Annotated in this window: 27 protein-coding genes; 19 read left to right on the forward strand and 8 right to left on the reverse strand. The window is 38.6% G+C overall.

All coding sequences use genetic code 11. The features are described from left to right. Positions 1-243: 243 nt before the first annotated feature. Positions 244-846: a GIN domain-containing protein gene (locus ACS5PU_RS22655; protein WP_439461438.1), complete on the reverse strand. Its 603-nt coding sequence runs from the start codon at positions 844-846 to the stop codon at positions 244-246. Positions 847-1,117: 271 nt separating this feature from the next. Here ACS5PU_RS22655 and ACS5PU_RS22660 point away from each other — a divergent pair, with 271 nt between their 5' ends. Both ACS5PU_RS22660 and ACS5PU_RS22665 read left to right on the forward strand, forming a co-directional pair. Continuing rightward, entirely contained in the window at positions 1,118-1,474 is a 357-nt protein-coding gene (locus ACS5PU_RS22660; RefSeq protein WP_439461439.1) for a response regulator, read from the forward strand. 54 nt (positions 1,475-1,528) lie between these two features. Continuing rightward, positions 1,529-1,924, forward strand: coding sequence for a hypothetical protein (locus ACS5PU_RS22665; RefSeq protein WP_439461440.1), 396 nt, complete (start codon positions 1,529-1,531; stop codon positions 1,922-1,924). Here the strand turns inward: ACS5PU_RS22665 and ACS5PU_RS22670 are convergent, their stop codons facing one another. Further along, on the reverse strand, positions 1,925-3,229 hold the full coding sequence (locus tag ACS5PU_RS22670; RefSeq protein WP_439461441.1) for an ABC1 kinase family protein: 1,305 nt from the start codon (positions 3,227-3,229) through the stop codon (positions 1,925-1,927). A 6-nt stretch (positions 3,230-3,235) separates the two neighbouring features. Continuing rightward, positions 3,236-3,889, reverse strand: coding sequence for a TetR family transcriptional regulator C-terminal domain-containing protein (locus ACS5PU_RS22675; protein ID WP_439461442.1), 654 nt, complete (start codon positions 3,887-3,889; stop codon positions 3,236-3,238). A gap of 224 nt (positions 3,890-4,113) precedes the next feature. On the opposite strand from ACS5PU_RS22675, the gene ACS5PU_RS22680 reads away from it, so the two are divergent. The 5 genes from ACS5PU_RS22680 to ACS5PU_RS22700 all read left to right on the forward strand — a co-directional run bounded on the left by ACS5PU_RS22680 (position 4,114) and on the right by ACS5PU_RS22700 (position 10,303). Continuing rightward, the gene (locus ACS5PU_RS22680; protein WP_439461443.1) at positions 4,114-4,968 is read left to right on the forward strand and encodes an HD domain-containing protein; all 855 of its coding nucleotides are present in this window, start codon (positions 4,114-4,116) and stop codon (positions 4,966-4,968) included. A gap of 82 nt (positions 4,969-5,050) precedes the next feature. Beyond that, the gene (locus ACS5PU_RS22685; protein ID WP_439461444.1) at positions 5,051-5,194 is read left to right on the forward strand and encodes a Sec-independent protein translocase subunit TatA/TatB; all 144 of its coding nucleotides are present in this window, start codon (positions 5,051-5,053) and stop codon (positions 5,192-5,194) included. Positions 5,195-5,243: 49 nt separating this feature from the next. Further along, positions 5,244-5,456 carry a hypothetical protein gene (locus ACS5PU_RS22690; RefSeq protein ID WP_439461445.1) on the forward strand — a complete coding sequence of 71 codons (213 nt, stop codon included), beginning with the start codon at positions 5,244-5,246 and terminating at the stop codon, positions 5,454-5,456. A gap of 275 nt (positions 5,457-5,731) precedes the next feature. Further along, a complete protein-coding gene (locus ACS5PU_RS22695) occupies positions 5,732-9,289 on the forward strand; it encodes a PKD domain-containing protein (RefSeq protein WP_439461446.1) in 3,558 nt (1,185 codons plus the stop codon). A 3-nt stretch (positions 9,290-9,292) separates the two neighbouring features. Next, a complete protein-coding gene (locus tag ACS5PU_RS22700; protein ID WP_439461447.1) occupies positions 9,293-10,303 on the forward strand; it encodes a PorP/SprF family type IX secretion system membrane protein in 1,011 nt (336 codons plus the stop codon). 71 nt (positions 10,304-10,374) lie between these two features. On the opposite strand, the gene rpoN is transcribed toward ACS5PU_RS22700, so the two are convergent. After that, positions 10,375-11,847: an RNA polymerase factor sigma-54 gene (rpoN, locus tag ACS5PU_RS22705; RefSeq protein WP_439461448.1), complete on the reverse strand. Its 1,473-nt coding sequence runs from the start codon at positions 11,845-11,847 to the stop codon at positions 10,375-10,377. Between the two features lie 167 nt (positions 11,848-12,014). On the opposite strand from rpoN, the gene mscL reads away from it, so the two are divergent. Beyond that, positions 12,015-12,404 carry a large-conductance mechanosensitive channel protein MscL gene (mscL, locus tag ACS5PU_RS22710; RefSeq protein ID WP_439461449.1) on the forward strand — a complete coding sequence of 130 codons (390 nt, stop codon included), beginning with the start codon at positions 12,015-12,017 and terminating at the stop codon, positions 12,402-12,404. A 43-nt stretch (positions 12,405-12,447) separates the two neighbouring features. Here mscL and ACS5PU_RS22715 read toward each other — a convergent pair whose 3' ends face one another. Next, positions 12,448-13,320, reverse strand: coding sequence for a ChaN family lipoprotein (locus ACS5PU_RS22715; protein ID WP_439461450.1), 873 nt, complete (start codon positions 13,318-13,320; stop codon positions 12,448-12,450). Between the two features lie 130 nt (positions 13,321-13,450). Here ACS5PU_RS22715 and ACS5PU_RS22720 point away from each other — a divergent pair, with 130 nt between their 5' ends. The 8 genes from ACS5PU_RS22720 (at position 13,451) to tsaB (ending at position 18,495) form a co-directional block, all read left to right on the forward strand. Further along, positions 13,451-14,224: a LiaF transmembrane domain-containing protein gene (locus ACS5PU_RS22720; protein WP_439461451.1), complete on the forward strand. Its 774-nt coding sequence runs from the start codon at positions 13,451-13,453 to the stop codon at positions 14,222-14,224. Positions 14,225-14,248: 24 nt separating this feature from the next. After that, positions 14,249-14,590, forward strand: coding sequence for a DUF4288 domain-containing protein (locus ACS5PU_RS22725; protein ID WP_439461452.1), 342 nt, complete (start codon positions 14,249-14,251; stop codon positions 14,588-14,590). Then, positions 14,587-15,651 carry a sensor histidine kinase gene (locus tag ACS5PU_RS22730; RefSeq protein ID WP_439461453.1) on the forward strand — a complete coding sequence of 355 codons (1,065 nt, stop codon included), beginning with the start codon at positions 14,587-14,589 and terminating at the stop codon, positions 15,649-15,651. The genes ACS5PU_RS22725 and ACS5PU_RS22730 overlap by 4 nt, the downstream gene beginning before the upstream one ends. Next, entirely contained in the window at positions 15,626-16,360 is a 735-nt protein-coding gene (locus tag ACS5PU_RS22735; protein WP_439461454.1) for a LytR/AlgR family response regulator transcription factor, read from the forward strand. Before ACS5PU_RS22730 ends, ACS5PU_RS22735 begins: the two co-directional genes overlap by 26 nt. Positions 16,361-16,799: 439 nt before the next feature. Beyond that, complete coding sequence (gene rpmH, locus ACS5PU_RS22740; RefSeq protein WP_010601723.1) at positions 16,800-16,958, forward strand: 50S ribosomal protein L34; 159 nt, start codon at positions 16,800-16,802, stop codon at positions 16,956-16,958. A 67-nt stretch (positions 16,959-17,025) separates the two neighbouring features. After that, positions 17,026-17,424 (forward strand): ribonuclease P protein component, encoded by a 399-nt coding sequence (locus ACS5PU_RS22745; protein ID WP_439461455.1) that lies wholly within the window; start codon positions 17,026-17,028, stop codon positions 17,422-17,424. Then, the gene (gene yidD, locus ACS5PU_RS22750; RefSeq protein WP_439461456.1) at positions 17,408-17,638 is read left to right on the forward strand and encodes a membrane protein insertion efficiency factor YidD; all 231 of its coding nucleotides are present in this window, start codon (positions 17,408-17,410) and stop codon (positions 17,636-17,638) included. The genes ACS5PU_RS22745 and yidD overlap by 17 nt, the downstream gene beginning before the upstream one ends. Positions 17,639-17,799: 161 nt before the next feature. Next, entirely contained in the window at positions 17,800-18,495 is a 696-nt protein-coding gene (gene tsaB / locus ACS5PU_RS22755; protein WP_439461457.1) for a tRNA (adenosine(37)-N6)-threonylcarbamoyltransferase complex dimerization subunit type 1 TsaB, read from the forward strand. Positions 18,496-18,498: 3 nt separating this feature from the next. Here tsaB and ACS5PU_RS22760 read toward each other — a convergent pair whose 3' ends face one another. Together ACS5PU_RS22760 and ACS5PU_RS22765 are read right to left on the reverse strand one after the other, a co-directional pair. After that, positions 18,499-19,908, reverse strand: a complete 1,410-nt coding sequence (locus ACS5PU_RS22760) for a DUF5723 family protein (RefSeq protein WP_439461458.1) — start codon at positions 19,906-19,908, stop codon at positions 18,499-18,501. A gap of 31 nt (positions 19,909-19,939) precedes the next feature. Beyond that, a complete protein-coding gene (locus ACS5PU_RS22765) occupies positions 19,940-21,508 on the reverse strand; it encodes a hypothetical protein (RefSeq protein ID WP_439461459.1) in 1,569 nt (522 codons plus the stop codon). 90 nt (positions 21,509-21,598) lie between these two features. Here ACS5PU_RS22765 and ACS5PU_RS22770 point away from each other — a divergent pair, with 90 nt between their 5' ends. From ACS5PU_RS22770 to ACS5PU_RS22780, 3 genes are all read left to right on the forward strand, one after another. Further along, positions 21,599-21,985: a DUF423 domain-containing protein gene (locus tag ACS5PU_RS22770; RefSeq protein WP_439461460.1), complete on the forward strand. Its 387-nt coding sequence runs from the start codon at positions 21,599-21,601 to the stop codon at positions 21,983-21,985. Continuing rightward, positions 21,985-24,465, forward strand: a complete 2,481-nt coding sequence (gene priA / locus ACS5PU_RS22775) for a replication restart helicase PriA (RefSeq protein ID WP_439461461.1) — start codon at positions 21,985-21,987, stop codon at positions 24,463-24,465. Before ACS5PU_RS22770 ends, priA begins: the two co-directional genes overlap by 1 nt. Positions 24,466-24,781: 316 nt before the next feature. After that, on the forward strand, positions 24,782-25,438 hold the full coding sequence (locus ACS5PU_RS22780) for a protein-L-isoaspartate(D-aspartate) O-methyltransferase (RefSeq protein WP_439461462.1): 657 nt from the start codon (positions 24,782-24,784) through the stop codon (positions 25,436-25,438). 69 nt (positions 25,439-25,507) lie between these two features. On the opposite strand, the gene smpB is transcribed toward ACS5PU_RS22780, so the two are convergent. Beyond that, positions 25,508-25,957, reverse strand: coding sequence for an SsrA-binding protein (gene smpB / locus ACS5PU_RS22785; RefSeq protein WP_439461463.1), 450 nt, complete (start codon positions 25,955-25,957; stop codon positions 25,508-25,510). Between the last annotated feature and the right edge of the window lie 206 nt (positions 25,958-26,163).

Genomic DNA, 26,163 nt, shown 5'->3' on the forward strand with positions numbered 1-26,163 from the left:
GCATAAAAACCTTGACGACATTTTAATGTGCCGCTACCGCTTTAGGTAATCTGATTAATAATTTAAGCAAATTAAATATTTGTAATCCTTAAAATAAAAGACCAATACAAATCTAAAGGACGATTTTTTAGGTGTCTGTCAATAGTAGTGTAGTCGAAAAATCTATAATTTACCATGCCCTATAAACATAAAAGGCTTTCTGATGCAATCAGAAAGCCTTATTTCATTGGTGTGTTTAATCAATTATTTAATGGCCGCAATCTGTTTTTCTACTGCTACAGTTTCTATCGAACTGATATTGGTTTTTAAAGCGGCAAACTTATCAATGGTTAATTTCTGCGATTTGCCCATTACCAAGGTGTGGTTATCTGTAGAGCCGCTCAATTTTAAATCGGCGTGATCAGCAATCACAGTGTACAAACCTTCAGAGCTGGTGTTGATGTCTGCATGTGCGCTTCCTTTCAAAAAAATCTGAAGATATTTGGTTGTTAATTTTCCTTCCGTTCTAACTACTGCATTTTCCGAAGCTTCGATCCTGTAAATGTCGTTTACATAAACGGTTAGTCTTGTTTTTTCAAGACTGGTAGAAGTGATCCTTAAAATGTCGCCTTCCTGCATAACTTTTGCAGTTCCGGTATTGTCATCATTGTAAGAAACACCGGCATTAGTGCGCTGTATAATGGTTAATTCTACATTTCCTTTTACAGAAACTCTCTTGAAATCGGCAATTTTTAAAGTTTTAACCGGTTCTTTTTCGGTTGCAGAAACGCTTGTTGCAAACAAGGCCGACGATAAAACGATTGCTGTTAATGAAGTTGCGATTAGGGTTTTGATTGAGGTTTTCATAATATTTTATATTTAATAATTAAATGTTAATTAATTGTTATTGAATTGTTTAAGTGGTTTTTGTTATTGTTTTGTAGATAAGACGCCATGAATTGAAAAACGTTGCAGTGCCTTTTGCATTTTTATACAATCGATATATAATTCTCGACCAACGGGCGTTAATTCAAGACGAAAACCTGAAACATTTACATTTCAATTGTAAAATATTTTCACATTGTTTAGGTGGTTGCAGTTTTTCGTTATATTTAATGAGAAATTAGTGTGCTATTTTATGAAGAAAAAGGTTGTACTTGTTCAGGATAATAAAGATATCCTTGATATAATGGACCAGGTATTGGAAGAGGAAGGGTTTGATGTTACCGCATCGTTAACTACCGATCCGATTGAGAAAATAGATGAGATAGAACCAGATGTGGTAATAGTAGATGATCATATTAAAGGGAAAAAGAAAGGATCGGAAGTAATTAAAGAACTTAAATCCGACCCAGAAACAGAAGATGTATCGGCTGTATTAACATCTACTTCAAATAATTTACCTCAACAGGCCAAAGATTGCAAGGCTGATGATTATATCGAGAAGCCATTTGATATCGACCATATGGTAGAGGTGGTTAAGAAAAATGCTTAATTTCAATCATTGAATATCCTGTATTTGATGCCCTGACCATAAAAGATAATGGCGATGAAAAAAAATATTTTTTACCTGCTATTGGCAGTTCTTTTGGTAATTTCTTGCAAAAAAGATCCTGAAATAGGGAAGTGGAGCGACAATATCAAGCTATCTCAAAAAACAGCAAGTTTCAATTCAAGCAATACTTCGCTCGTAATCACTTCAGAAACAACCGGATGGTGGTTAAACGGTATCACTTATAACCAAAAGTCTATTGATTTAACAAATGTTGAAAAGACAGCACAAAATTTTGTGGTTACAGCCCCTGATTTTCAAGTTGAGCGAAAAGGTGGGAATAAAATTGTAATCACCATGAATCAGAATACTACAAATGCCGACAGGTTATTGTCTGTTAGCCTACAGCACGGAAATTATTTTGATGGAATAGAAATAAGACAATCAAAATAGTTATCTATTCAAGGTAGGCTCATAAGTATCGGTAACCACAGTAGCCTTTAGCTCATGTAAAATCTGATACAACCCAAAGTTGGTACGGTTTACATAAATAAAATGTTTTACCCCGCGGGCCTGCTTAAATTCGGGCATTTTCGAAATTTTCTCTCCATAAATATAGAGCTGATCGAAAAAATCAGGCTTGCTAAAATCGAATATTTTGCTGGTGTAAGGTTTCGCAAAAAGCCCGATCATTTCCCTGTACGATTTATGGTAAAATTCAATCTGCTCAGCAGAATCATCAGCATGTATCATATCCAGTTTCCTAAAAGCATCAATTGTTCTGGCTTTATCGTTAATTACATCTGTAGAAATTAGGGAGAAAAACGGATAGTAAAAATCATCAGGCATCTCTTTTATACACCCAAAATCAATAACACCTAAATTTTCATCGGGTGTAATCATAAAATTTCCAGGATGCGGATCGGCATGTACAGCCCGTAATTCGTGTTGCTGAAAATTATAGAAATCCCACAGCGCCTGCCCAATTTTATTACGCAGCACCTGAGATGGGTTTGTTTTTAAAAATTCTTTTAAATGCAGGCCATCAATCCAATCCATGGTAATAATGCGTTTGCCCGAAAGCTTGGGGTAGTATTTTGGAAACACCACATGATCCAGGTTTTTACAGGCTTCCGAAAATTCAATGGAGCGTTTAACTTCCAGCTCATAATCCGTTTCTTCCAAAAGGCGTTCTTCTACCTCTTTAATGTAAATGTTCAGCTCCCTTTCCGACATGCCAAGCAGCCTAAATGCGAAAGGTTTAACCAGCTTTAAATCGGATGAAATGCTATCGCCTACACCAGGGTACTGGATTTTAACGGCAAGTTTTTTGCCGTCAAGCGTTGCTTGGTGCACCTGTCCAATTGAAGCTGCATTGCTCGAATTCAGGTTAAAACTATCATAAATCTGCTCCGGTGTTTTGCCGAAGTTTTTGGTAAAGGTCCTAACAATCAAAGGGCCTGATAGGGGCGGGGCATTGTATTGCGATTGGGTAAATTTATCTACGTAAGATTTGGGCAGGATATTTTTATCCATGCTCAGCATCTGCGCAATTTTAAGGGCACTACCCTTCAGTTCGCTTAACGATTTGTAAATGTCTGTTGCGTTATCTTCGTTCAGCTGCTCGCGGTCCAATTCTGGATTGAACAGCTTTTTCGAATAATGTTTAATGTAATTGCCGCCGATCTGGAAACCTGTTTTAACAAATTTTGCCGAACGTTCTACCTTGGTTGTAGGAATACTTTTCTGTGTCTTCATTTAGCCTTAAAACCTCATCTTCTCTGCAAACTTTCCATTTCTGGATAAAAACTTGCCATATTCCAGTAAATTATCAATTGGCGAATGCTGAAAAAGATCGAAAGTAACGTTTATGCCTTTTTCAATGGCCTCATCGCTTTTTTCAAAACCTTCGCTATCGTCGTTAATCCAAAAATTAACAATAAAGGCAAATTGGATCCATAAGGCATCCTTATACCGCTTACTTAAAAAACGCCGCGCGGCAAGTTCACCGCTTTCTAAACCTTCGTCTATCACTTCTTGTGCAAAATTTTCGAAAATGGGTTTTACACCAGCCAAAACATCGGGTGTAGAAAGTTTACCCTTGTGGTTTTTTAAGCTGTAAATAACAAAACTCCTCTCGTTTTTAAGGTTTTCCAGGTAGCTGTAAAAAAACGACAGCATTTTCTCTCGTGCAGTGTACTGTGTCCACACATCCTGCTCTTTAATTTTGCTGATGGTTTCGAAAATGAGTTCGAACCAGATTATTTTTTCTATGCTTTCAAACGAAGAAAAAAACTGATAAAAATCGGCCTCCGTTATTTTAAGTTTTTTAACAAAAACATAAACCGATTTAGGCTTTTCATTGTTGGTTAGAACATAATCAAGATATGCTTTTCTAATTTGCTGAGCGGTTGCCATATAGCTGTTTTTTACAAGTATAACGTTTAATTTATTTGCTTGTTTTTAAGCTATTAAATTTCTTGATCATGCTATTGTAATAATAGCTTTCAAATTATTTGAAAGTTAGTTTTTTAGCTAATTTCTTTAGTGTGTTGGGTTTCTGAATGTGGAGAATTAATTATGATTTAGCTAAATTTATTAGTATTTTTGAGGCAGATTATTCCCAAATAAAGCAGATCAATATGATACAGGTAAACGATTTTTTATATGGCAAAATGGAATTGCCAGCAGTATTTGAAAACCTGTTAAAAACTGATGCGCTGAAGCGGCTGGCCGGGGTACATCAAAGCGGGGCTATATTTTTGGTCAATCCCGATATCTGCCATTCCAGGTTGGAGCATGCCATTGGGGTTACCATGCTGATCAGGCTTTTGGGTGGTTCAGAACTGGAGCAGATTGCCGGTTTATTGCATGATATTTCCCATACGGCATTTTCTCATGTAGGTGATTATGTTTTCGGCAATACCGATGAGGATTCCCACGAAAAGGTTTTTGCTGAAATTTTATGTAAATCAGAAATACCCGATGTGCTGCTGCGCCATGGCTATGATGTAAACCAGATCCTTTATGGAACTTTTGATATTTTAGAGCAGCCTTTGCCGGCCCTCTGTGCAGATCGCTTGGATTATACATTGCGCGATGGGACGCATGGCGGTATCATATCACGTCAGCGTGCCCGCGAATTTTTAAACGCCGTGGTTTTGAAAGATGGAAAAATTGCCGTAAACAATGAGGCAGAGGTAACCTGGATTAACGAGACTTTTGAAAAGCTGAATAACGAGGTTTTTAAACTTCCGCTGCATTTATATGCCAATGGTAAAATGGCCGAGCTGATTAAAAGGTTTTTGGATAAAGGTTTATTAACTGAAAGCGATTTATTTAAAACAGACACTTTGCTGCTCAATAAAATCAGAACCAACTATGAAGGTTATGAAGCCATCAAATCAATTAAACAGTTGCGTGGCTTTGCAGAATTTATACGCCATGGTGCGGTACCGCAAATAAAAACAAGAACCTTAAGCGCGCTTTTGGTGTAGATTTGATCTTTTGCCTTAATTGTATGCCGAATCAACAAACCAATGCTAAAGAATTAACGTATATTGTGAAAAAACACAAATTATGTCTGCAGTAGAAATTATTTTAATTGGCGTGGTCATCCTGCTTATTTTCGGTGGTAAAAAACTGCCCGAATTAATGCGTGGGATAGGGAAGAGTGTAAAAGAATTTAAAGATGCCAAAGAAGAACCACCTATAAATAAATAGTATGTGCAAACTTTCTATTTGCTACATTGTTTTAATTTAAATAGATAACATGGAAAATAGCAAACAGAATAACGATAAGTCTAAAACTGATTTTACCGAAGAGAATTTAAAAAATCCAGTTAAAGGTTTAAATGATTGGAACGACCGGCTAGATGAAAATCTAGAGCCTGAAGATCATAACGATAGCGAAGCCGATCAGAAAGCGAAAGATTTTTCGGATAAGTATGGCAGCGGCGACCAGTCTGATCAGGGTGATAAATGAATATTTATACTATAAGCTGTTCTTGATGAAAGAGCGGCTTTTATTTTGTTTGAAAAATTATCCTCTTGATACTGATTCTTATTCATAAAAATTTTAATGTCAATTAAAACTTTTTTACACTACCTCTAGTGGTTTATTACACGAAAGGCTGTTTTTTAGCCTTTAAAGTGTTAAATTTCTCCTAATTGTTTTTTCTTGTGGTTTGATAAATAGTATATTGCATATCGCTATACCAAATAAATATGTACAACGTTTTCAAACTAAACTGATAGGTAATGAACAGGCATTGGTTATTGGTTTTTTTTATCATGCTTTTCGCATCATCCCTATCTTTTGCGCAAAACACATCAAATAAGGGAAAGGATTTTTATGTCCCTTACGCAGGGCATATTGATGGTAATAATTCGAGATTAAGCCTGTTTCTATCTGCCGATCAATCTACTGATTATGCTGTTTACATAGGCAATACTTTGATTTCGCCTGTGGGGGCTACCATTCCGGCCAATACCTGCCTGCCATTTGTAATCGATCCGAATGTTTATAATGTGTTAATGAGCGGATCTGATGTTTCGGAGCCAAATAAAGCTATCCATGTGGTTACCGGTAAGGCCATTTCATTATACAGTATTATTTCCAATAATGCACGTACCGGGGGCACGCTGGTATTGCCCACAAATACACTTGGGCAGGAGTATTATACCTTTAGCTACGAAAATCAGGGTAACCAGCAGGGATTTTCGCAGTTTACCATAGTAGCTACAGTTGATGGTACCCAAGTAGAAATAAAACCAAAACAGAACGAACGAAACGGTAGGAAAACAGCCAATACTACATTTACCGTTAATTTAAATAAGGGAGATATTTATCAATATCAATCGGCCAGTGATTTGACAGGGAGCCATATTAAAGCCTTAAACTGTAGTCCTATTGCAGTATTTACGGGTAATACCTGGGCGGCATTTTGTAACGCCGGCAATAGTCGCAGCCCTAGTGGAGGCGATAATCTGTATCAACAGGTTTTTCCGGTTTCATCATGGGGCAAGAATTTTGTAACCGCACCATTTTATAACACGCTGCATGGCAATACCGATATTATGCGCGTTATTGTAGCAGAAGACAATACGGTTGTGACTGTAAATGGCAGTACAACTGATGCTAATGGAACTTCGCTTGCTAATCCTTACAACAAAGGTGCTGTGGTTACATTTTTCTCCACTAGGGCAAATGTGATCTCTGGCTCAAAACCAATTTCGGTTGCACAATATCAAACCTCTCAAACCTGTAACCCCAATAATGCTGCTGATACGAGGCAGGGCGGCCCGTATCTCGGCGATCCTGAAATAACGGTACTTAACCCTGTTGAACAGACATTGAATAACATTACGGTATTTTCCGACTTAAAATCTGTAGTTCCCGATCGTACACAGATTAGTAAGTATTTTCTGAATGTAATTCTAAAAACAGTAGATATTGCATCTTTTAGGCTTGATGGCCGTCCCGTAAGTGGTTTTGTTAATATCGATAATGTTTTCAGTTATGCCATTATTGATGTAACAGATACGCAGCCCCAACACCGCTTATCGGCGGCAGGTGGTTTCTCTGCAATTTCTTACGGCTACGGATCTGTCGAATCTTATGCCTACCTGGCAGGGGCAAATATTCAAAATTTCACCTTTCAGCCCTCAAGTACAGCTACAGGACAGCCTATCACAAGCGGGTGCCTGGGTGAACCGATTAGCTTAACCATAAATTTGCCCTATCAGGCTACCAAGTTAGATTGGGAAATACAGGGCGCTGCACGCTTTACAGACAATAATCCGGTGGCTATTGGTACATTTACAAGGGCTAATGATATTAATACCTATTACACTTATAAATATCCAAACGATTTAAATTACCCAACCCCCGGCGATTACCAGTTTAAAGTAATTGCAACCAAACCCAACGCGGATAATTGTGGCAATACAGAAGAACTGATTATTGATTTTTCGGTTGATAACCAACCAACTGCTGCTTTTAAACCTGTGTTAACGGGCTGTCAGGCAACCGGTGTTCAATTTACCGATGAAAGTAAATCCAATTCTGATTCGAGAAGTATTACGAAGTGGTTATGGGATTTTGGCGATGGAAAAACCTCTACAGAACAAAACCCTGTACACATTTTTGATAATCCGGGGACATACAATGTTGTTTTAACGGCCGAAACTGATTCCAAATGCGCCGATGTATCTGATGCAATCCAGATTGTAATTAACCCACAGCCACAGTCTAGCTTTAATGTTAGGGGATTATGCGTAGGCTTAGATCTCATCTTGACCGAAAACTCGACCATTCAAGCGGGAAGCATCGTTAAATGGGTATGGAATTTTGGTGATGGATCTGGCGATATAGTTTTGGATAATAAGGTCCCACCAGTTCACCACTATACAGCTATTGGAAATTATACCATAAGCTTAACCACAGAGAGTGATCTCGGATGTTTGAGCGAACCTCAAAAGAAAAATGTAGCGGTAATCAACCCTCAACTGGCCGCTTTTGAAATTCCCGATTTTTGCTTGGAAGATGGTATTGCAAGGTTTAAAAATACGTCTAAAAATGCCGATGGGACTACCACAGGCTTAACTGCAGTTTGGCAGTACGACACTAATAATCCTTTAGCTACCTCTACCGGTTTTGATGGTGCTTTTGCCTACACTGCTACAGGTACTTATACGGTTACGTTAATGGTGAAAAATCAAGATGGCTGCCAAATGCACACTTCAAGGACCTTTACCGTGAATGGCTCGGTTAAAGCTGCAGATTTTGAAATTAAGAACAATAACAGCTGCGCAAGCGAAGAAATCATCATTAACAATACTTCTACCACTTTTGCCGGCAACATTACCAAAATAGAGGTTTATAGAGATTATGGTAGAGAGGCCACCATCTATAAAACGATAACTTATCCCGATGCTAGCGATATTGCCATTAAGTACGATACTTTTGGTGGTGCCAGCAACCGCACCTTTACCATCAGGCTTGTAGCTTATTCTGGCGAAAGCTGTATAAAATTTGTAGATAAAACAGTCACATTAAAGCCTGTACCCCAATTGGTATTTGAAAATATGGAATCTGTTTGTGAGGCCGATGGTACTGTGCTGATTACCCAGGGAAAACAGAAAGTGGGCGAAGAAATGAATGGCCTAGGCGTGTATAGTGGCTTGGGCATACAGTCCGATGGCACCTTTAACCCTAAAATAGCAGGAGTGGGCCAACATACCATTACTTATACTTTTACGGGCGAGAATGGTTGCACTAATTTGATAACCAACACTATTGAAGTGTATAAATCGCCTGTTGCGGATGCCGGTACGTTGATTTATGTTTTGGCTGGTGGACAGATTGAACTTCCGGCAACTGCCGAAGGTAAAAACCTGAAATACGGATGGATGCCGGCAAAAGGTTTGAACAGAACCGATATCTTAAATCCGATTGCTTCGCCTGATGAGGATACAGAATACACACTTACCGCAACCACACTGCCCGATGGCTGCGCAACTACATCGAAAGTTTTGGTTAAAGTTTTGCAGGTGCTAACACCTCCAAATACTTTTACGCCAAACGGCGATAATGTAAATGATGTATGGATCATCAAATATCTGGAATCTTACCCGAATGCTACAGTAGAAATTTTTAACCGCAACGGGAATAGGGTGTTTTTCAGTAATGGATATAAAATTCCCTTCGATGGAAATTATCAAAATGAACCGTTGCCTGTCGGCGTTTATTACTATATTATCAACCCAAGAAACGGCAGAAAATCAATAACAGGACCGCTTACAATAATCAGATAAAAATTGAAGAAGCTCACTACCATATTATTCCTTTTTGCCTGTTTTAATGGTTTTTCACAACAGAAACCCCAGTATACGCAGTATATTTTTAATCAATATCTTTTAAATCCTGCGCTTTCGGGCATTGAAAATTATCTTGATTTTAAGGCCGGTTACCGCAAACAGTGGTCGGGGATAACCGATGCACCACAAACTTCTTTTGTATCTGCACATTGGGCCTTGGGCGATAACCAGTTGTGGAGCAATGCACTAACTTCTTTCCCAGAGCAGACGGGAAATCCGATGGACCGTAATTACATGCAAAACTACATGTCGTCGCCATCGCACCATGGCATGGGCGTAACGGCTGTACTGGATAAAACCGGACCGATTAAAAGATTAGATGCCAATGTTACCTATGCCTATCACCTGCAACTGAATAACGATTTTAATCTATCAGCAGGTGTTGCCGCAGGGATTTCGAGCATTTCGTTAGATGTAAACGCACTTACTTTCGATACGCCTTACGATCCGGCATTGAACAGGGCTTTAATTAACCAGGTTAAGCCCGATCTGAGTATAGGCTTGTGGTTGTACGGGGCCAGGATTTTTGCCGGAGTATCTGTACAGCAGATCCTTCCGCAAAAATTGAGCTTTACCGGAGAGAACAGTTATAATTTGGGAAAAGAAGTGCCACATTATTTTGCTACAGCAGGTTATAAGTTCTTCTTTGATGATGAAATTGCGGCTATCCCTTCGGTTATGGTTAAATACGTTTCGCCGTCGCCTGTTTCGGTAGATCTGAATATGAAATTGGCGTTTAAAGATAAAATTTGGCTTGGTGGTAGCTACCGTAAAAACGATTCATTTTCTGCAATGGCAGGCTTTAACATCGGAAAAATGGTTAATTTAACTTACTCCTACGATTTTACCACCTCCGATTTAAACCAAGTGAGCAACGGCAGCCACGAAATAGTTTTAGGTTTGTTGCTTAATAATATCTATAAAGTGCCTTCCTACATTAAAATGTGGTAGAACAGTTTTCAATTGGCAGTTTTCAATTAATAAAATAACTGAAAACTGGAATCTACAAACTGTCAACTACATTAAAGTTCTTTTCTTAATCTCGCCACAGGGATATTCATCTGCTCGCGGTACTTGGCAACCGTTCTTCTGGCGATGTTATAACCTCTTTCTTTTAAAATTTCGGTTAATTTCTCGTCGGCCAATGGTTTACGTTTATCTTCATTGCCGATACAATCTTCCAATATTTTTTTAACCTCTTTGTTCGAAACCTCTTCACCATTTTCGGTTTGGATAGCCTCTGAGAAGAAAGATTTTAATAAGAATGTTCCAAACTCGGTTTGCACATACTTAGAGTTTGCTACCCTCGATACCGTTGAGATATCCATATCTATCTTATCCGCAATATCTTTTAAAATCATTGGGCGCATTTTACGCTCATCTGCAGTTAAAAAATATTCGTACTGATAATGCATAATGGCATTCATCGTTTTTAACAAAGTTTGCTGTCTTTGTTTAATGGCATCGATAAACCACCTTGCAGAATCTAACTTTTGTTTTACAAACTGAACGGCTTCTTTAAGTTTTTTATCCTTTGAAGCTGCTTTATCATAATGTTCAAACATCTCCTGATATGATCTGCTCACCTTTAATTCGGGTGCATTTTTTGAGTTTAAGGTCAAAATCAATACGCCATCATTGTTGCTGATGTGAAAATCGGGGATAATCTGCATCTGCTTGGTGGTAACCTGATTGGCATCGCCCGGTTTAGGGTTTAACCTGAGAATTTCGTTTACCACTTCTTTAAGCTCTTCGCTATCTAAGCCCAGGCTTTTCTCTAGTTTATCGTAATGTTTGCGGGTAAATTCATCCAGATAGTTTTCTACCACATTCATGGCTTTAACTATAATGGGGTTGTGTATGTCTTTCCTTTTCAACTGGATCAGCAAACACTCTTTTAAATCCCTTGCGCCAATACCCGGAGGGTCAAAACTTTGGATCAGTTTTAGCATTTCGATCACATCCTCTTCCTCAACCATTACATTTTGAGAAAAGGCTAGGTCATCTATCATCGAACCCAATGGGCGGCGTAGGTAACCATCATCATCCAAACTGCCAATAATCTGTTTACCGATAATAAAATCCTGGTCAGATAGCGGAATAAGGTCTAACTGCTCTTGTAAACTTTCGAAAAAAGTACTTTCAATGGCTATTGGTGTTTCTTTTTTCTCTTCATCATCGTCGCCGTTATTGTAATTGGTGCTGTAATCGTTGGTCGAATCGTCCTGCAGGTAATCATCCACATTAAATTCATCCATGCTGGTATCTTCTGATGATTGTTCGTAATCATCAGGACCATCGTTTAAATCATCGTACTCGCTTTTAGGCTCATCTTGGGTCATTAAACTCGGATCTTCCAGCGCCGGATTTTCTTCCAGTTCTTCTTTTACACGTGTATCTAAGGCAACAGTTGGCACCTGCAACAGTTTAATGAACTGGATTTGCTGGGGTGATAACTTCTGTAATAGTTTTTGTTGTAAGTGTTGCTTTAGCATAGTATGTATAAAAGAATGGCCAAAAATAAACAATAGATTTCAGATATTCTTGCAGAATTGACCTAAATGCTATGGATATGTCCGGTTTTAAAATTATTTGCTAAACATTTGTATTGAGTTTAATGTTTGCTATTTTAGTAAATAATTAAACTAAAACTTAATAAAATATGGGCATTGTAAAAGAATTTAAGGAATTTGCAGTTAAAGGAAACGTACTCGATTTAGCTGTCGGTGTAATTATAGGTGCTGCTTTTGGTAAAATCGTTAGCTCCTTGGTTGAAGATATCATTACTCCCGCAGTACTTGGACCAGCATTAAAAGCCGCTGGGCTTGAAGATTTGAGTAAGCTAACCATTGCCGGTACGGCAATAAAGTATGGCAATTTCCTTTCGCAGGTAATTTCGTTTATTATTGTTGCATTTGTTCTTTTTCTGATTATTAAAGGTGCCAATAACTTAAAGAAAAAAGAGGTTGCCGCTCCAGCCGCTCCACCGGCCCCAACAAAAGAAGAAGTGCTTTTAACAGAAATCAGAGATTTATTAAAAGCAAAAGCATAAAAACACAAACTCCGCAGACTATCCCACCTGCGGAGTTTTTTATTTAATAGCTTCTCTTAACCGTCGGATCGGTAATAATTACATAATCGCCAAGGTTTTTAAACTTCTGCCAATCTGGATCAGTAAAACTGTTGTCGGAAAAGGAAGATATATTCAGTATTCTTAGTTTTGGGTTGGTCCGCGCCAGCTTTGCTAATGTGCCCAGCTTTTCATCACTGTGGAAACGCCCGTTAAGCTGTAGTATTTTAATGCCCTTGTTAGCCTTGGCAAATTTATTTATCGACCAGGCCATGGTGGCATCCCATAAATTCTGGGTCTGGTAAATTTTCATCGATCCCATGTTGTGTCCGCCTAATGTTTCAGTAAATTTTTCATAATACCTGCCCTGAGCGGTATCAATAGGTAGGGGAGGCAAAAAATTAAAAGATGTTTTAGGGAAATTTTCCAACACCTTTAATCCGTTCATGGTAACTGCATTGCTGTAACGTGTGGCTGCATTGGCGGCAATAACCTTTAATTGGTGCTGTTTGGCATATTCAATCAATGGTTTGTAGTCTTTGTAATTTCCCCAAGCGCGACTTTCTTTAATGAAGTTTTTTTCTGAAATCAATCCTGCAAGGTACTCATCTACTTCGGGCTGTACATCGGTATGGAACATTTCTAACGAAAGCGCCGTTTTTTGTGGATATTTGCTGCTCAGTTTTTTAAAAATTTCGGCCTCAAGATAGTGTCCGATCGAATCGTTATGATCTTCGCCAAAAAATAAAACATCGGCCTGGTTCATATCAGCAATTATATCATCAAGCGATATCGTTTTTTGCTTTTTTACATCGTAAATTTTATAATGGCTGCTGATGTCCTGTGCGTAGACTCCTGCTGAAACAGCAATACTGATCATTAATAGGAAAAATTTCATGCCCTCAAAATAGTAAAATAAATTTCACCGATAAAATAGTGTTGCTTACCGCCTTTTATCCAGTTCTTGCACGGTTTATATATAGCATTGCTATTCTTATCAATACTTTTGGTTATTAAATTTAACACAAATGGAAAATCTTAATATAAATGATAATAACCACATCAAAAACTCAGGAAGGGTATGGAGTGGCGTACTGATAGTTATTGTAGGCCTTGCTTTTTTATTGAATAACATGGGCCTCGATATTCCACGCTGGATATTCAGTTGGTCTAATTTTTTAATCGTACTGGGTGTTTTTATCGGTGTTCGCCGTAATTTTAGGGGAATAGGCTGGTTGATCCTGATTTTGATAGGTGCATACAATACCTTAAACGACATTCCGGGTATCGATTTTGATTTTTCAAAATATGCTTTGGGTGTTGGTTTGGTAATAGTGGGCGGCTTCTTGATTTTCAGGCCAAAAAACTCATTTAAAGATGGCGGATTATTTGGTACGCGCAAAAAAGATAAATACAAATCGGTTGATCCGAATGCCTTTCAGTTTGATAAAACGGCAAATAACAATGATGTAATTGATGTGATGGCTGTATTTGGCGGCAATAGCCAAACGGTTTACTCTAAAAATTTTAAAGGTGGCGATATCACTGCTGTTTTTGGTGGTACTGATATTGTAATGACCCAGGCCGATTTTTCGGATACGGTATCGCTTGATGTAACCGCTGTATTTGGTGGGATTAAATTAATAGTACCGCAGAACTGGGCCATCAAATCGAACGTAACCGCAATGTTTGGCAGCGTTGAAGATAAAAGAACCCATACCATGCCGGTAAGTGAAATGCAAAAAACATTGGTTTTAGATGGTACAGCCTTATTTGGAGGAATCGAGATCAAAAGTTTCTAAAATTATAATCAAAAATCATCGCCTATGAAGTGGTTTGCAGTAAATTGTATCTATCAGGTAATTTGTGGTGAAGGAAAGCATACACCACAGTTTAATGAGCAAACACGTTTAATACAGGCTACTGGCCGTGCAGCTGCACTGGAGAAAGTTAGGTTAAACGCAGCAAATTTTAATCCGCCATTTAACAACTGTAAAGGCGAAAAAGTGGTGTGGAAGTTTATTGGTGTAGGTGGGATATCGGAAATGGAAGAACCAGCCGATGGTGTAGAAGTAAGTTCGAAGATTATTGAACCCGAATCAGTAAGTCAATACCTCGAAAAACTCGAACACCGAAATAAATCATTAACTAATCAAAAACTGTTTTGACAACTAGACCTTTATCCGTTCCACAAATACAGAAAACATCCCTTTCTATAGCCATATGTTGGGTGGTATTGTGTGCCGTTGGATTGCATTATGTTGTAAATTTTTCCTGGTGGATTTCGATTGCAGATAGTTTAATCAATAATCTGTTGCTGGTACTGGCCTGTATCGGTATCAGCAATATGTTGGGTTACTATCAGCCAAAAAACGAGCGGATGCTCTATTTACTGATCGTTACCATCGCACTCACCTTTGTAATTGCTTATGCCGCAAAATATGCCAGTTTTTACATTTTTGCCGATTTTAAAGAGTACAAGGATTTTTACAGCTTTTCATTTGCTTTTCGTGGCTTAATTGCCTTTATGTGCCTGGCCTGGTGTGCACTGGCCAATATTTTATGGTACCGTTTAGAAGAACAGTCAGAAACACACGAAAGGCTTTCGGCAGCAAAAAGTTTGGCTAAGGAAGCCGAATTAAATAAGCTTCGGCACCAGTTACAGCCCCATTTCCTTTTCAATAGCTTAAATTCTGTTTTTGCACTCACCATGGTTAACCCAAAAGAAGCTGGGGTAATGATTACCAAACTGGCATCCTTTTTACGCGGTACATTAAAGCGAGATGATGAGTTATGGGTTTCTGTAGAAGAAGAAATGGAATATATCCAGTTGTATCTTGATATTGAAAAGGTAAGGTTTAGCCACCGCTTAAATATTGAGGTAAATGTAGCCGATGATACCTTGAAGCTTTGTTTGCCAGGTACATTGTTGCAGCCCATCGTAGAAAATGCGATCAAGTTCGGGCTTTACAACACCTCGGCCGGCATTACCATTAAAATAGATGTTACCGTAGAACAGAATCTTTTATCGCTAAGGGTGCAAAACCCATTCGACCCTGAAATGAAAGCCGCAGGAGGTACCGGATTTGGGCTGAGTGCAATTAAACGTAGGTTATATCTGTTATTTGCGAATACTCATTTATTGCAGACCGATATTGAGGCAAATAATTTATATATTACCACCCTAAAAATTCCACAGAAAAATGATCAGGACAATTCTAATCGATGATGAACCTTTAGCTAGAGATATTGTAAAATTCTATCTTTCCGATCATGCAGAAATAGAGGTAGTTGCCGAATGTGGAGATGGTTTTGAAGGCTTAAAAGCCATTACCCAACACAAACCCGACCTGATTTTTCTGGATATTCAGATGCCAAAAATAAGTGGCTTCGAAATGCTGGAACTTGTGGAAGATAAGCCTGCCGTGATTTTTACCACCGCTTTTGATGAATATGCCATTAAAGCTTTCGAGGTAAATGCGGTAGATTATTTACTCAAGCCTATCGATAAATCGCGCTTTGATGCAGCGATTAAAAAATTGCCTAGCAAACTGAACCAGACAGAAAACACCGAAGCCGTTTTAGATGCTGCAGCTTTAAGTCCGGCACAGAACAATAGGGTAGTGGTTAAAAAGGATGGCGTAATTAAAATTATCCCCGTTGCCGATATCAATTACCTGGAGGCTGATGATGATTATGTAAAACTGAGCACTGTTGATGGGGTATTTTATAAAAATAAAACCATGGCTTATTTCGAGCAAACGCTTGATGTTAGCCAGTTTATCCGCATACACCGCTCATACATTATTAACCTTGCCCAGGTAACCAAAATAGAACTTAAAGAGAAAGACAGCTATGTGGTGCTGTTAAAATCAGATATCTGGCTGCCTGTAAGCAAAACTGGTTATGTGAAACTGAAGGCAGCATTGGGCTTGTAAAGGATTAATTAAATGGTCAAATAGTGAATAAAATATACTACCGTATCCTTTTGTGCGCGGCTATTTTGGGGCTCTTTGTTTTTCCATTCGGTATTTTAAATACCATGGTAAGTTTAAAATACGAAACGGAAGGGGGCGGTGATTGTATTTCTAAAATAACGGGAAACGACCTATGCCAATCTATCGTCCAGATTAAGTATTTTTTGGGAATATCTGCTTTAGTGGTATTGATTCTTCTAATTTTTAAAAGAAAGATTTTAAAAAGCCATAACTAATTCAATGCTCTTCTTATCATTATAAGAAGCTATACTGTTCATTTTTCAAAAGAATTATTACATTTGCAACTAAATAGAAAAAATAATAATTAATCACTCTTGCATTTGTAGAGAAATCGCTTTATATTTGCACCTCTTAATTTTACAATAGATAATATACAGTCATGAAAAGAACATACCAACCTTCGCAAAGAAAGAGAAGAAACAAACACGGCTTCCGCGAAAGAATGGCAACAGCTAACGGCAGACGAGTATTAGCATCACGTCGTGCTAAAGGAAGAAAAAGATTAACAGTTTCTGACGAACGCAAGCATAAAGCATAATTTTTGATTGCTTTTCCGTAAATCCGGAACTGGCAGATCAGAATCTGCAATTATCAATCAAAAATATATGTACACATTCAATAAAGAAGAACGGTTATGCAGCAGGAAATATTTAGACCTGTTGTTTAAAAACGGTTCTTCTTTTTTATTATACCCCTTTCGCATTTCTTATCTTTTCGTTGATGAACCCGCTTCCGTACAGGCACAGGTCGTAATCAATGTTCCAAAAAAGAGATATAAGCGGGCGGTAGACCGCAATTTACTCAAGCGCCGCATCCGCGAGGCTTACAGGCTCAATAAACAGGATAAATTATATCTTCCATTGCCTACCGATAGGGGGCTGCTCTTACTTTCTATCCAGTTTGTAGGAAAGGAAAAATATGAATTCGTTTTTATAGAGAAAAAACTGATCGCTACTTTTAAGCGTTTCCAAAACTTAATCCAGCCCAATGAAGTTAATCAATAAGTTTTTCGGCTGGTTTTTTTTAGGATTGATCAAAGTCTATCAATACGCCATTTCACCCATGTTAGGGGCAAACTGTAGGTTTACACCCACCTGCTCGCAATATGGAGTAGAGGCAATTAAAAAATATGGTCCGTTTAAAGGTGGTTGGATGGCCTTAAAGCGTATTGGCCGTTGCCACCCATGGGGAGCACACGGTCACGATCCAGTTCCTTAGTTGTTTATTGGTCATTGGTCATTTGTTCATTAGTCAAATCCAACTGGAAACTGGTTTATGGTTAACAGCTGGATCCAACTGAAAACTGAAAACTACAAATTGATAATCGAACTCCCGACTTCGGACTCAGGACTTTTGTCTAAAAAATATATCTTTGCCTAATGGCTAAAATACTTCAAATAGAAACTGCTACAGCAGTTTGTTCGGTTGCTTTATCGGTAGATGGAAAAACGGTTTCTTTGAAAGAAGAAAGCGGTCAGAATTTACATGCAAGTAATCTTACCCTGTTTATCGAAGATGTAATAAAAAGTGCAGGGCTAAGCTACAGCGATTTAGATGCTATTGCAGTAAGTAAAGGTCCGGGATCTTATACTGGCTTGCGCATTGGTGTTTCTACAGCCAAAGGCTTGTGTTACGCATTAGATAAACCTTTAATTGCCATCGAAACCTTGAAAATGATGGCTGCAGGTTTTTTAACCGAAAACCCAGATTATTCTGCTTTGGTATGCCCTATGATCGATGCCAGAAGGATGGAGGTGTATACCTCGGTTTTCGATACTGCTTTAACTGTTTTAGCGCCAACAACTGCCAAGATAATTGATGAAACAAGTTTTGCCGATCTGCTTTCGCAGCAGAACATTACATTTTTGGGCGATGGTGCAGCAAAATGTGCCGAAGTGCTGGCGCATCAACATGCAATATTTAATGCTGCAAATTTCAATTCAGCAGGTTATATGTCGCAATTGGCCAATAAAGCTTTTTACGAAAGCGATTTCGAAGATGTAGCGTATTTTGAACCTTTTTACCTTAAAGATTTTGTGGTTACGCAATCAAAAAAACAGCAGGTACAGCCTTAAAAATTATTTCCTTTTAAATATAGAAAACAGGTTTTTAAAGAAACTGCCCTCTTCCTTATCATTAATGCCCGGTATTACATCTGCAAACTGAGGGTGGTTAACCACATTGCCGAATTTAATGCCTACCCCCATGTAAAAAGAGCCTCCGTTGGGGCCACTGCCAATTGTAGCGTCGCTTTTAATGCTGCCTAAGGTTTGGAAACTGGTAGCAACCAGGTTATCTGTTCCCAAAAATGCTTCAAAGTTAGGCGTTTGGTATTTTGCCTGCAGGCCAACCATAAAAACCTGATTTAAACTGTAAGCAGGTGTAATGCTGCCCGAAAAGTTATTGCTGATAAACGTGTTTACAAAAGCAATATCTCCACCCTTATAGAAAAGGTTTTTAGAAACAGCCAAAGCGGGTTTATAAAAACCGTAACGTTTAGATAGAAATACATCAATTTTAGCATTTGTAGGGGCCAGGAATTTCTTGCTCTGTTCCGATAATAAAAAGATGTCCTTAATTTCCTGGTTCGTGTTAGATTGGTTATCCATTAAATTGTCGATTATTTTCGACTGATCTACCGTGGTTCGCTGTGTGTTGCTGCGCCACCAGATAAAGCCCAGATCTTTAATATTTGCCATTAAGAACAGCCCTTTTTTGGTGGTATAGTTGGTTCCGAAGCTGAATGATAGGCCGGGGTTTTTAAAGTTTGGGAAAAAGGTTTTTTTATCTACCTCACTAAAATCAGAAAAATTAGCCGAGTAGGTTCCTTTAAGGCCAATTAACAGCGCCGAAGCTTCCGGATCGATGTAGAGGTACGAATCTTTCACATCAAGTTTGTTGTAAACCATACCGCTCAATAAACTTGCTTTTAGCCCAAACGCAAGGCGCTTATCCCAGTTTTCCCTGTAAGTAAAACTAAACTGGTGATAGGTTTGCTGGTAGCCTTTGGTGTCGAATATGCCGGTATATTCTTTTCCGGGTGTAAAACGCTCGTAAGAATCAAAAATGGCGAGGGTTTCGTTGGTATAATCAATATGGGCGTCTGATCGGATCTGCCAGGCAAAGCCCATCTCTTTCTGGTATTTGTAAGATTTAAAGAGGCGGAATGCGGCGACATAGATATTGCTGTTTTCGAAAAAATGGTTAACTTCTCCGGTGCCCAATGGTAAGCCCCTTGTATCCCAGGTTCCTTCCTGTGTTAATTTTCTGATGGTAAATTTAGAGCTCCCCTTGTTGATGGCATTGGTGCCGAAGTAGGGCAGGAAAAAATTTGAAGAAAATTTTCTGGACGAATCTAGCGTGAAAGATTTTTGAGATGGGTTTTCAAAGGCATCGAACATTGTTTTTGTTCCGAAAAGCGCATATTGCTGAGCGTTTGCAACCCCGAAGCTGGCCAAAGCCAGTAACGCGAGTAAAAGTTTCTTCATGTAAAATAGTTTTCGTGGGCTTGTTTTCTTATTAACGGTTACTTAACGAATCTGGTATTTCTGGTTTTAAATATTTGTTTAAAAGCAAGTTAGTAATAAACTTGTCCTGTTCGGCAATCATCTGGTAGCAAAAGGTATCAAAACTTTTTAAACCGCTATCTGCCCTTAAATGTTTGTAAAAAGGGAGCTGGATATTGTTCCTGAAAATGTCTGCCGAATTTTTGGTGTTGATGTAATAACTTACATTTGCCGTATTGGCAATCTGGTTCATCGCATCTAAATATTGAGGCGTTTGTATCAATAAACGGTTGTGCCTGTAATCATTCAAAAATGATTGAACCGTACTGGCATTGTTGGCCACAACTAAATTATTATCGATAATGGTAAAGTAAGGTCTTCCAAATTTTTTAAACGGCTCGCCAAAATAACTGTACAGAATATCGGCAGCCTTAAAAAGTTTAATTTCTTCGCTATAATCGGTACCCACATCCAACAGCAACTGCTTCACCTTTTCACCATTATTTAAACTTATGGCCCCTAGCTTTTCGCCTGTGCTTAATTGAAAAACGATAAACTGGTTTTTGGTGTAGGTTGAGAATACTGCATTTAAATCTACCCTGTATTCATCCTTAATATTTTTAACAACTGTTTTCGCCTGATCGGAAATTTTTCCTTTTTCCTGCCAAACTGTTAGTTTTTTAAACCAGGTGTTATAATCATCATAAGCGTAAAGTACATAGTTGGCCGTATTATCGGGCAATATGTTTTGGATTGATGTGTTTTGTGCCGCTGTATTTTCGAATAGTTTAAGGTAATTGTCAGGGTCTTTTAACTGTGTGTTCCCGTTAAAAAGTATTTTTTCTTTGCTGAAATTGTAATTAAGGATGGCAAAACTATTCTGCTTGCTGAGCAGGCTGATTTCGCCGTTTATATTGCCGGCGATTATGTTTTTTAGCAATAATGGGGCCTGGTTAAAGTTGATGTACACATGCGCCAGCACGTTTTTGATCTGCCTGTTATTCTCTTTGATAAATTCGGTAAAGGGATTATCGGCCAAACGGATGCCTGCATCTTTAACCAGTTTCAAAGAAGTAGAAACTGTTAATACCTGATTTTGAATCCCTAAAAACACAGCGAGCGAATCGTTTAGTTTGATGCTGTAAATGTCCTTTGAGTTTTGAACCGCACCCTTCTCAAATTTTAACTGATCGTAAAACTTTTTAATGCTGTTGTCGGCCTGGATCTGTAGGGTAAGCAGGAAATTCAGGGTTTTGTTTGTATCAGGCAGTACGCTAATGTAAACCTGTTGATCTTTAATGTATTTGTTCAGATTGTTGTCATCGATCAGACTGGTTTTTAACTGATTAAGCAGATTCATTTTATCTTTGCCCAGAACCTGCTGAATAAGGTTCTGTCCTTCCATAATGCTGTAAAAACCTTTATCGTTCTGAAATGAAAACACCAGTGCGGCATTATTGGTTGCCGATTGTAGGGCTAAATCTTTTGCATCGTTTTCGGTACCCAATCTCGAAAAATACAGGTAGGCCATGCAGGCTACACCCAAAAATAATGCACTCGTTACAATTATGATCTTTTTCATCTGCTGTGCAACAAATTTAATTTATTACATTGATTAGTGAGAAGTTCTTTGTCAATTTATTAATTTAGCGATTGCTATTGGCAAAAAACTATGAATAAACGAATAATTCTTACTGCTTCTTTTTTTGGTGCTGTTGCTGTTTTACTCGGTGCATTTGGTGCCCACGGCTTAAAAGCGTTGATTGATAGTTCATCACTCGAAATCTGGCAAAAAGGTGTTGATTACCAGTTTTACCATACCTTTGCATTGCTTTATCTATCTACCTTTGCGCGTTACCGGAATAAGCTCATCAATATTGCCTATTTCTGTTTTACTTTTGGGATTATACTTTTTTCGGGCTCTTTATATTTACTGGCTACCCGCAGTATATCGCATTTGGGTTTTACCGAATTTATCGGGCCGCTAACACCAATTGGCGGACTTTTATTTGTATTGGGATGGATAATGCTATTTTTTGCGGCATTTAAAGATAAATAATGGACACTTTCGAAAATGATATTTTTGCAGAAAGAGAAACACTTTTTGTCGAAGTTATTTTGCCGTTATCTTTGGCGAAAAACTATACTTATCGGGTGCCTTTTGATCTGAATGAGCAGATAGCCATAGGAAAACGTGTGGTGGTTCAGTTTGGGAAACATAAAATATATACCGCGCTTATTAGTGGTATTTCTACAGTGCCACCAACGGTTTACGAAGCAAAATACATTATTGATGTTATTGACAGCGAACCGGTAATTACCGATACCCAGCTCAAATTCTGGACCTGGATGACCAATTATTACATGTGCAATGAAGGCGATGTAATGGCTGCAGCTTTACCTGCAAGCTTAAAATTGGCCAGCGAAACGATACTTATCCTACGCGATGACTACAATGAAGATACAGAACTTACTGATAAGGAAGAAATTATTATCAATGCGCTGAAACAGCAACAGAAACTTACCGTTAACGATGTTTCTAAACTGCTTGGCCAGAAAACGGTATATCCGATTATTAACCACTTATTGGATAAAATGCTAATTCTGGTTGCAGAAGAAGTGGTACAGAAATATAAACCTTTGCTTAAATCGTTTGTACTCTTAAACGATTTTTATAGCGACGAAGAAAATTTAAAGCAGCTGTTTAACGTGCTGGATAAAGCGCCAAAGCAATTGGATGCCTTGTTGGCCTATCTTAAACTCCAGAAAACAAACCTGCCGATTTCTAAAGAACAGCTTTTAGAAGAAAGCAATTGCGGACAGGCAGCTTTGAAAGCCTTAACCGATAAAGATATTTTTGTGGTGATGAAACGGCCGGTTAGCCGTTTAGCAGCCCATGATGAAGAGTTTAGTGTAAATTTTGAACTGAACGAAGGACAACAGAAGGCACTGCAGCAAATCAATACTCATTTTGAAGAAAAAGAAGTGGTTTTACTGCATGGGGTTACGGCATCAGGAAAAACCCAGGTGTATATTAAGCTCATTGAAGAGATTATTCAGCATACCGACGGACAGGTTTTATTTCTACTGCCCGAAATAGCCCTTACCACACAGATTGTAGAACGTATTAAAAGGTATTTTGGCAACGCAATTGGTGTATACCACTCTAAATTTAACAACAGCGAGCGCGTAGAAATCTGGAATAAAGTAAGAACTGGTGCTTACAAAGTTGTTCTCGGTGCGCGGTCGGCAGTGTTTCTGCCTTTTCAGCACCTCAAGTTAATTGTGGTTGATGAGGAACACGAGCCTTCTTATAAACAGTACGATCCGGCACCACGCTATCAGGCCAGAGATGCCGCTATTTACCTGGGCCACCTACACCGGGCCAAGGTAATTTTGGGTTCGGCCACACCATCTTTAGAAAGCTATTACAATGCATTGCAGGGTAAGTACGGTTTGGTAGAGATGAAAGAGCGTTTTGGTGGCGTTCAGCTGCCCAATCAGCAGGTGGTCAGTATTGCAGAAGAAACGAAGAAAAAAACAATGAGCTCGTATTTTTCGAGTGTGCTCATTAAAGATATCGATCTGGCACTTTCAAAAAAAGAACAGATTGTGCTTTTTCAGAACAGAAGGGGCTATGCAACCATTCTGATCTGCGCTACCTGTGGGTATACGCCCAAATGTGTAAACTGCGATGTAAGTTTAACCTATCATAAAAGCAGTGGAAAACTGCATTGCCACTATTGCGGCTACCAGCAGAGTAGTGTAAATATCTGTCCGGCCTGTGGCTCGGTACACGTAGAACAGAAAGGCTTTGGTACCGAACGTATTGAAGAAGAACTGAAATTGCTGTATCCAGAGGTAACCATTGCGCGCCTGGATATGGATAGCACCCGCACCAAAAATGGCTTACAGCAGATTTTAAATGATTTTCAGGAAAAAAAGACTGATATTTTGATCGGTACGCAAATGGTAGCCAAAGGTTTGGATTTTGATAACCTTAACCTGATTGGGGTAATTAATGCCGATACACTTTTAGGCTACCCTGATTTTCGTGCTTACGAACGCAGTTTTCAGCTATTGGCACAGGTGGCGGGCAGGGCAGGTAGAAGGGCCGACCAGGGAAATGTTTGCATACAAACGTATGATGCCGAAAACAGGATTATCAAGCAAGTGGTAAACAACGATTACGAAGGAATGTACAACGATGAAATTGTGGAACGGGAGAAATTTCTCTATCCACCTTTTTCACGCATGATATTCTTGTATATTAAGCACAAAGAAGCACATATTTTAGATCATGCAGCACTTACATTGGCCAATATTTTAAAAGGTAAGTTCGGTAAGCGGGTTTTAGGTCCTGAACAGCCTTTGGTAAGCCGCGTGCGTAATCTTTATATCAAACAGATTATTATTAAAGCGGATAAACACACGGCCATTCAGAAAGTTAAAGATGCACTGAGAGAAACCCTGACCCAATTTAACGCTACCAAAGAATTTAAAGGCGTTTTTACACAAATTGATGTAGATCCGTATTAGAGATTGATTGAGTGATTGATTGATTGATTGATTGATTGATTGATTGATTGATTGATTGATTGCGTGCGTGAGTGAGTGAGTGAGTGAGTGAGTGAGTGAGTGAGTGAGTGAGTGAGTGAGTGAGTGAGTGGGTGTGAGAATTTAATTCAATCATTCATTCATCCTTTAATTCAATCATTCACTAATTCAATCCTTCAATATTGTGGATAATGTATCAATCTCTAACTCAGCTAATCATTATTCAATAACCCAATAATTCGATCATTCTCCCATTTTCTCCTTGTATCACCGTTTAAAAAAGCTAATTTTGAAGCTCATGGCATATAAGTTTGTTGATAATTACCGGGAGCGTGGCGCGAGAAAAAAGTTGGTCGAATTATTAAAATCCCGTGGGATTGAAGATGAAAGTGTGTTGAAAGCCATTGGCAAAGTACCACGTCATTTTTTCTTCGATGAAACTTTTTGGAACCAGGCTTACAAGGATATTGCATTCCCAATTGGCGATGGTCAGACCATTTCGCAGCCCTATACTGTGGCCTATCAAAGCGAGCTCCTGCACATTAAAAAAGGTGATAAAGTACTCGAAATCGGAACCGGATCGGGTTATCAAACCTGTATTTTAATGGAGTTAGGTGCAACAGTTTTTACCATCGAACGCCAAGAAAATATTTACAACAGAACCATTCAGGTTTTACCGGGAATGGGGTATAGGCCTACATTTTATTGTGGCGATGGATCAAAAGGAATTGCAGAACATGCTCCTTACGATAAAATAATTGTAACGGCCGGCGCACCCTTGGTTCCGGAAATATTGTTGAAACAGTTAAAAATTGGCGGCATTCTGGTTATCCCAGTGGGAGACGAGAAAACGCAGAAAATGGTAACGGTTATCCGCGTAAGCGAAACAGACTACGAAAAAATTGTTTTAGATACCTTTAGGTTTGTGCCGCTAGTAGGCGACCAAGCGTGGTAATTAAGTTTGGAGTTATAAGTTTGGAGTTTTGAGTAGACTCCAAACTCAAATCTCCAAACGCCCAACTATTTATCTCTTCATTGCCCTATCCAATTCGCGCTTGTTATCCCTATCTTTAATGCTGTCGCGTTTATCGAACTCTTTTTTACCTTGTGCTAAAGCAATTTCCATCTTCGCGAAACCCCTTTCGTTAATGAAAATACGCAAAGGAACAATAGTGTAACCTTTTTCTTCGCCTTTGAGCTTTAGTTTTCTAATTTCTTTCTTCTGCAATAGCAGTGCGCGGTCTCTTTTAATATCGTGATGGTAAAAAGAGCTGTGGCTGTATTCCGAAACATGGAGGTTACGTACGTAAAGATTTCCACCAATAAACATACAAAAAGCATCCGTCATGTTGGCTTTTCCCTGTCTAATGGCTTTTATTTCAGTTCCTAAAAGGGCAATACCAGCTACATACTTATCCAAAAGGTTGTAGTCGAAATAGGCTCTTTTATTCTTTATGTTGATGTCGTTTTTCAAAATTTTATAAAGTATGTATGCTGTATTTTACCGGCAATATTTTAAATATATAAAGCCGGGTTGCAAATATCCTAAAAATTGGTGTGATAATTCTGTTTTTATTTATTTCATCGATTATTGGATTGGAGCAGTTAAGTTTAGATAGGCAACGTGCTAATTAAAACTCGACTTCTCTTAAATTAAAAATGTTCATCTGTTTGTAAAAG

The organism is Pedobacter sp. GSP4, from assembly GCF_051857575.1.
In the GTDB taxonomy this organism is placed as follows: domain Bacteria; phylum Bacteroidota; class Bacteroidia; order Sphingobacteriales; family Sphingobacteriaceae; genus Pedobacter.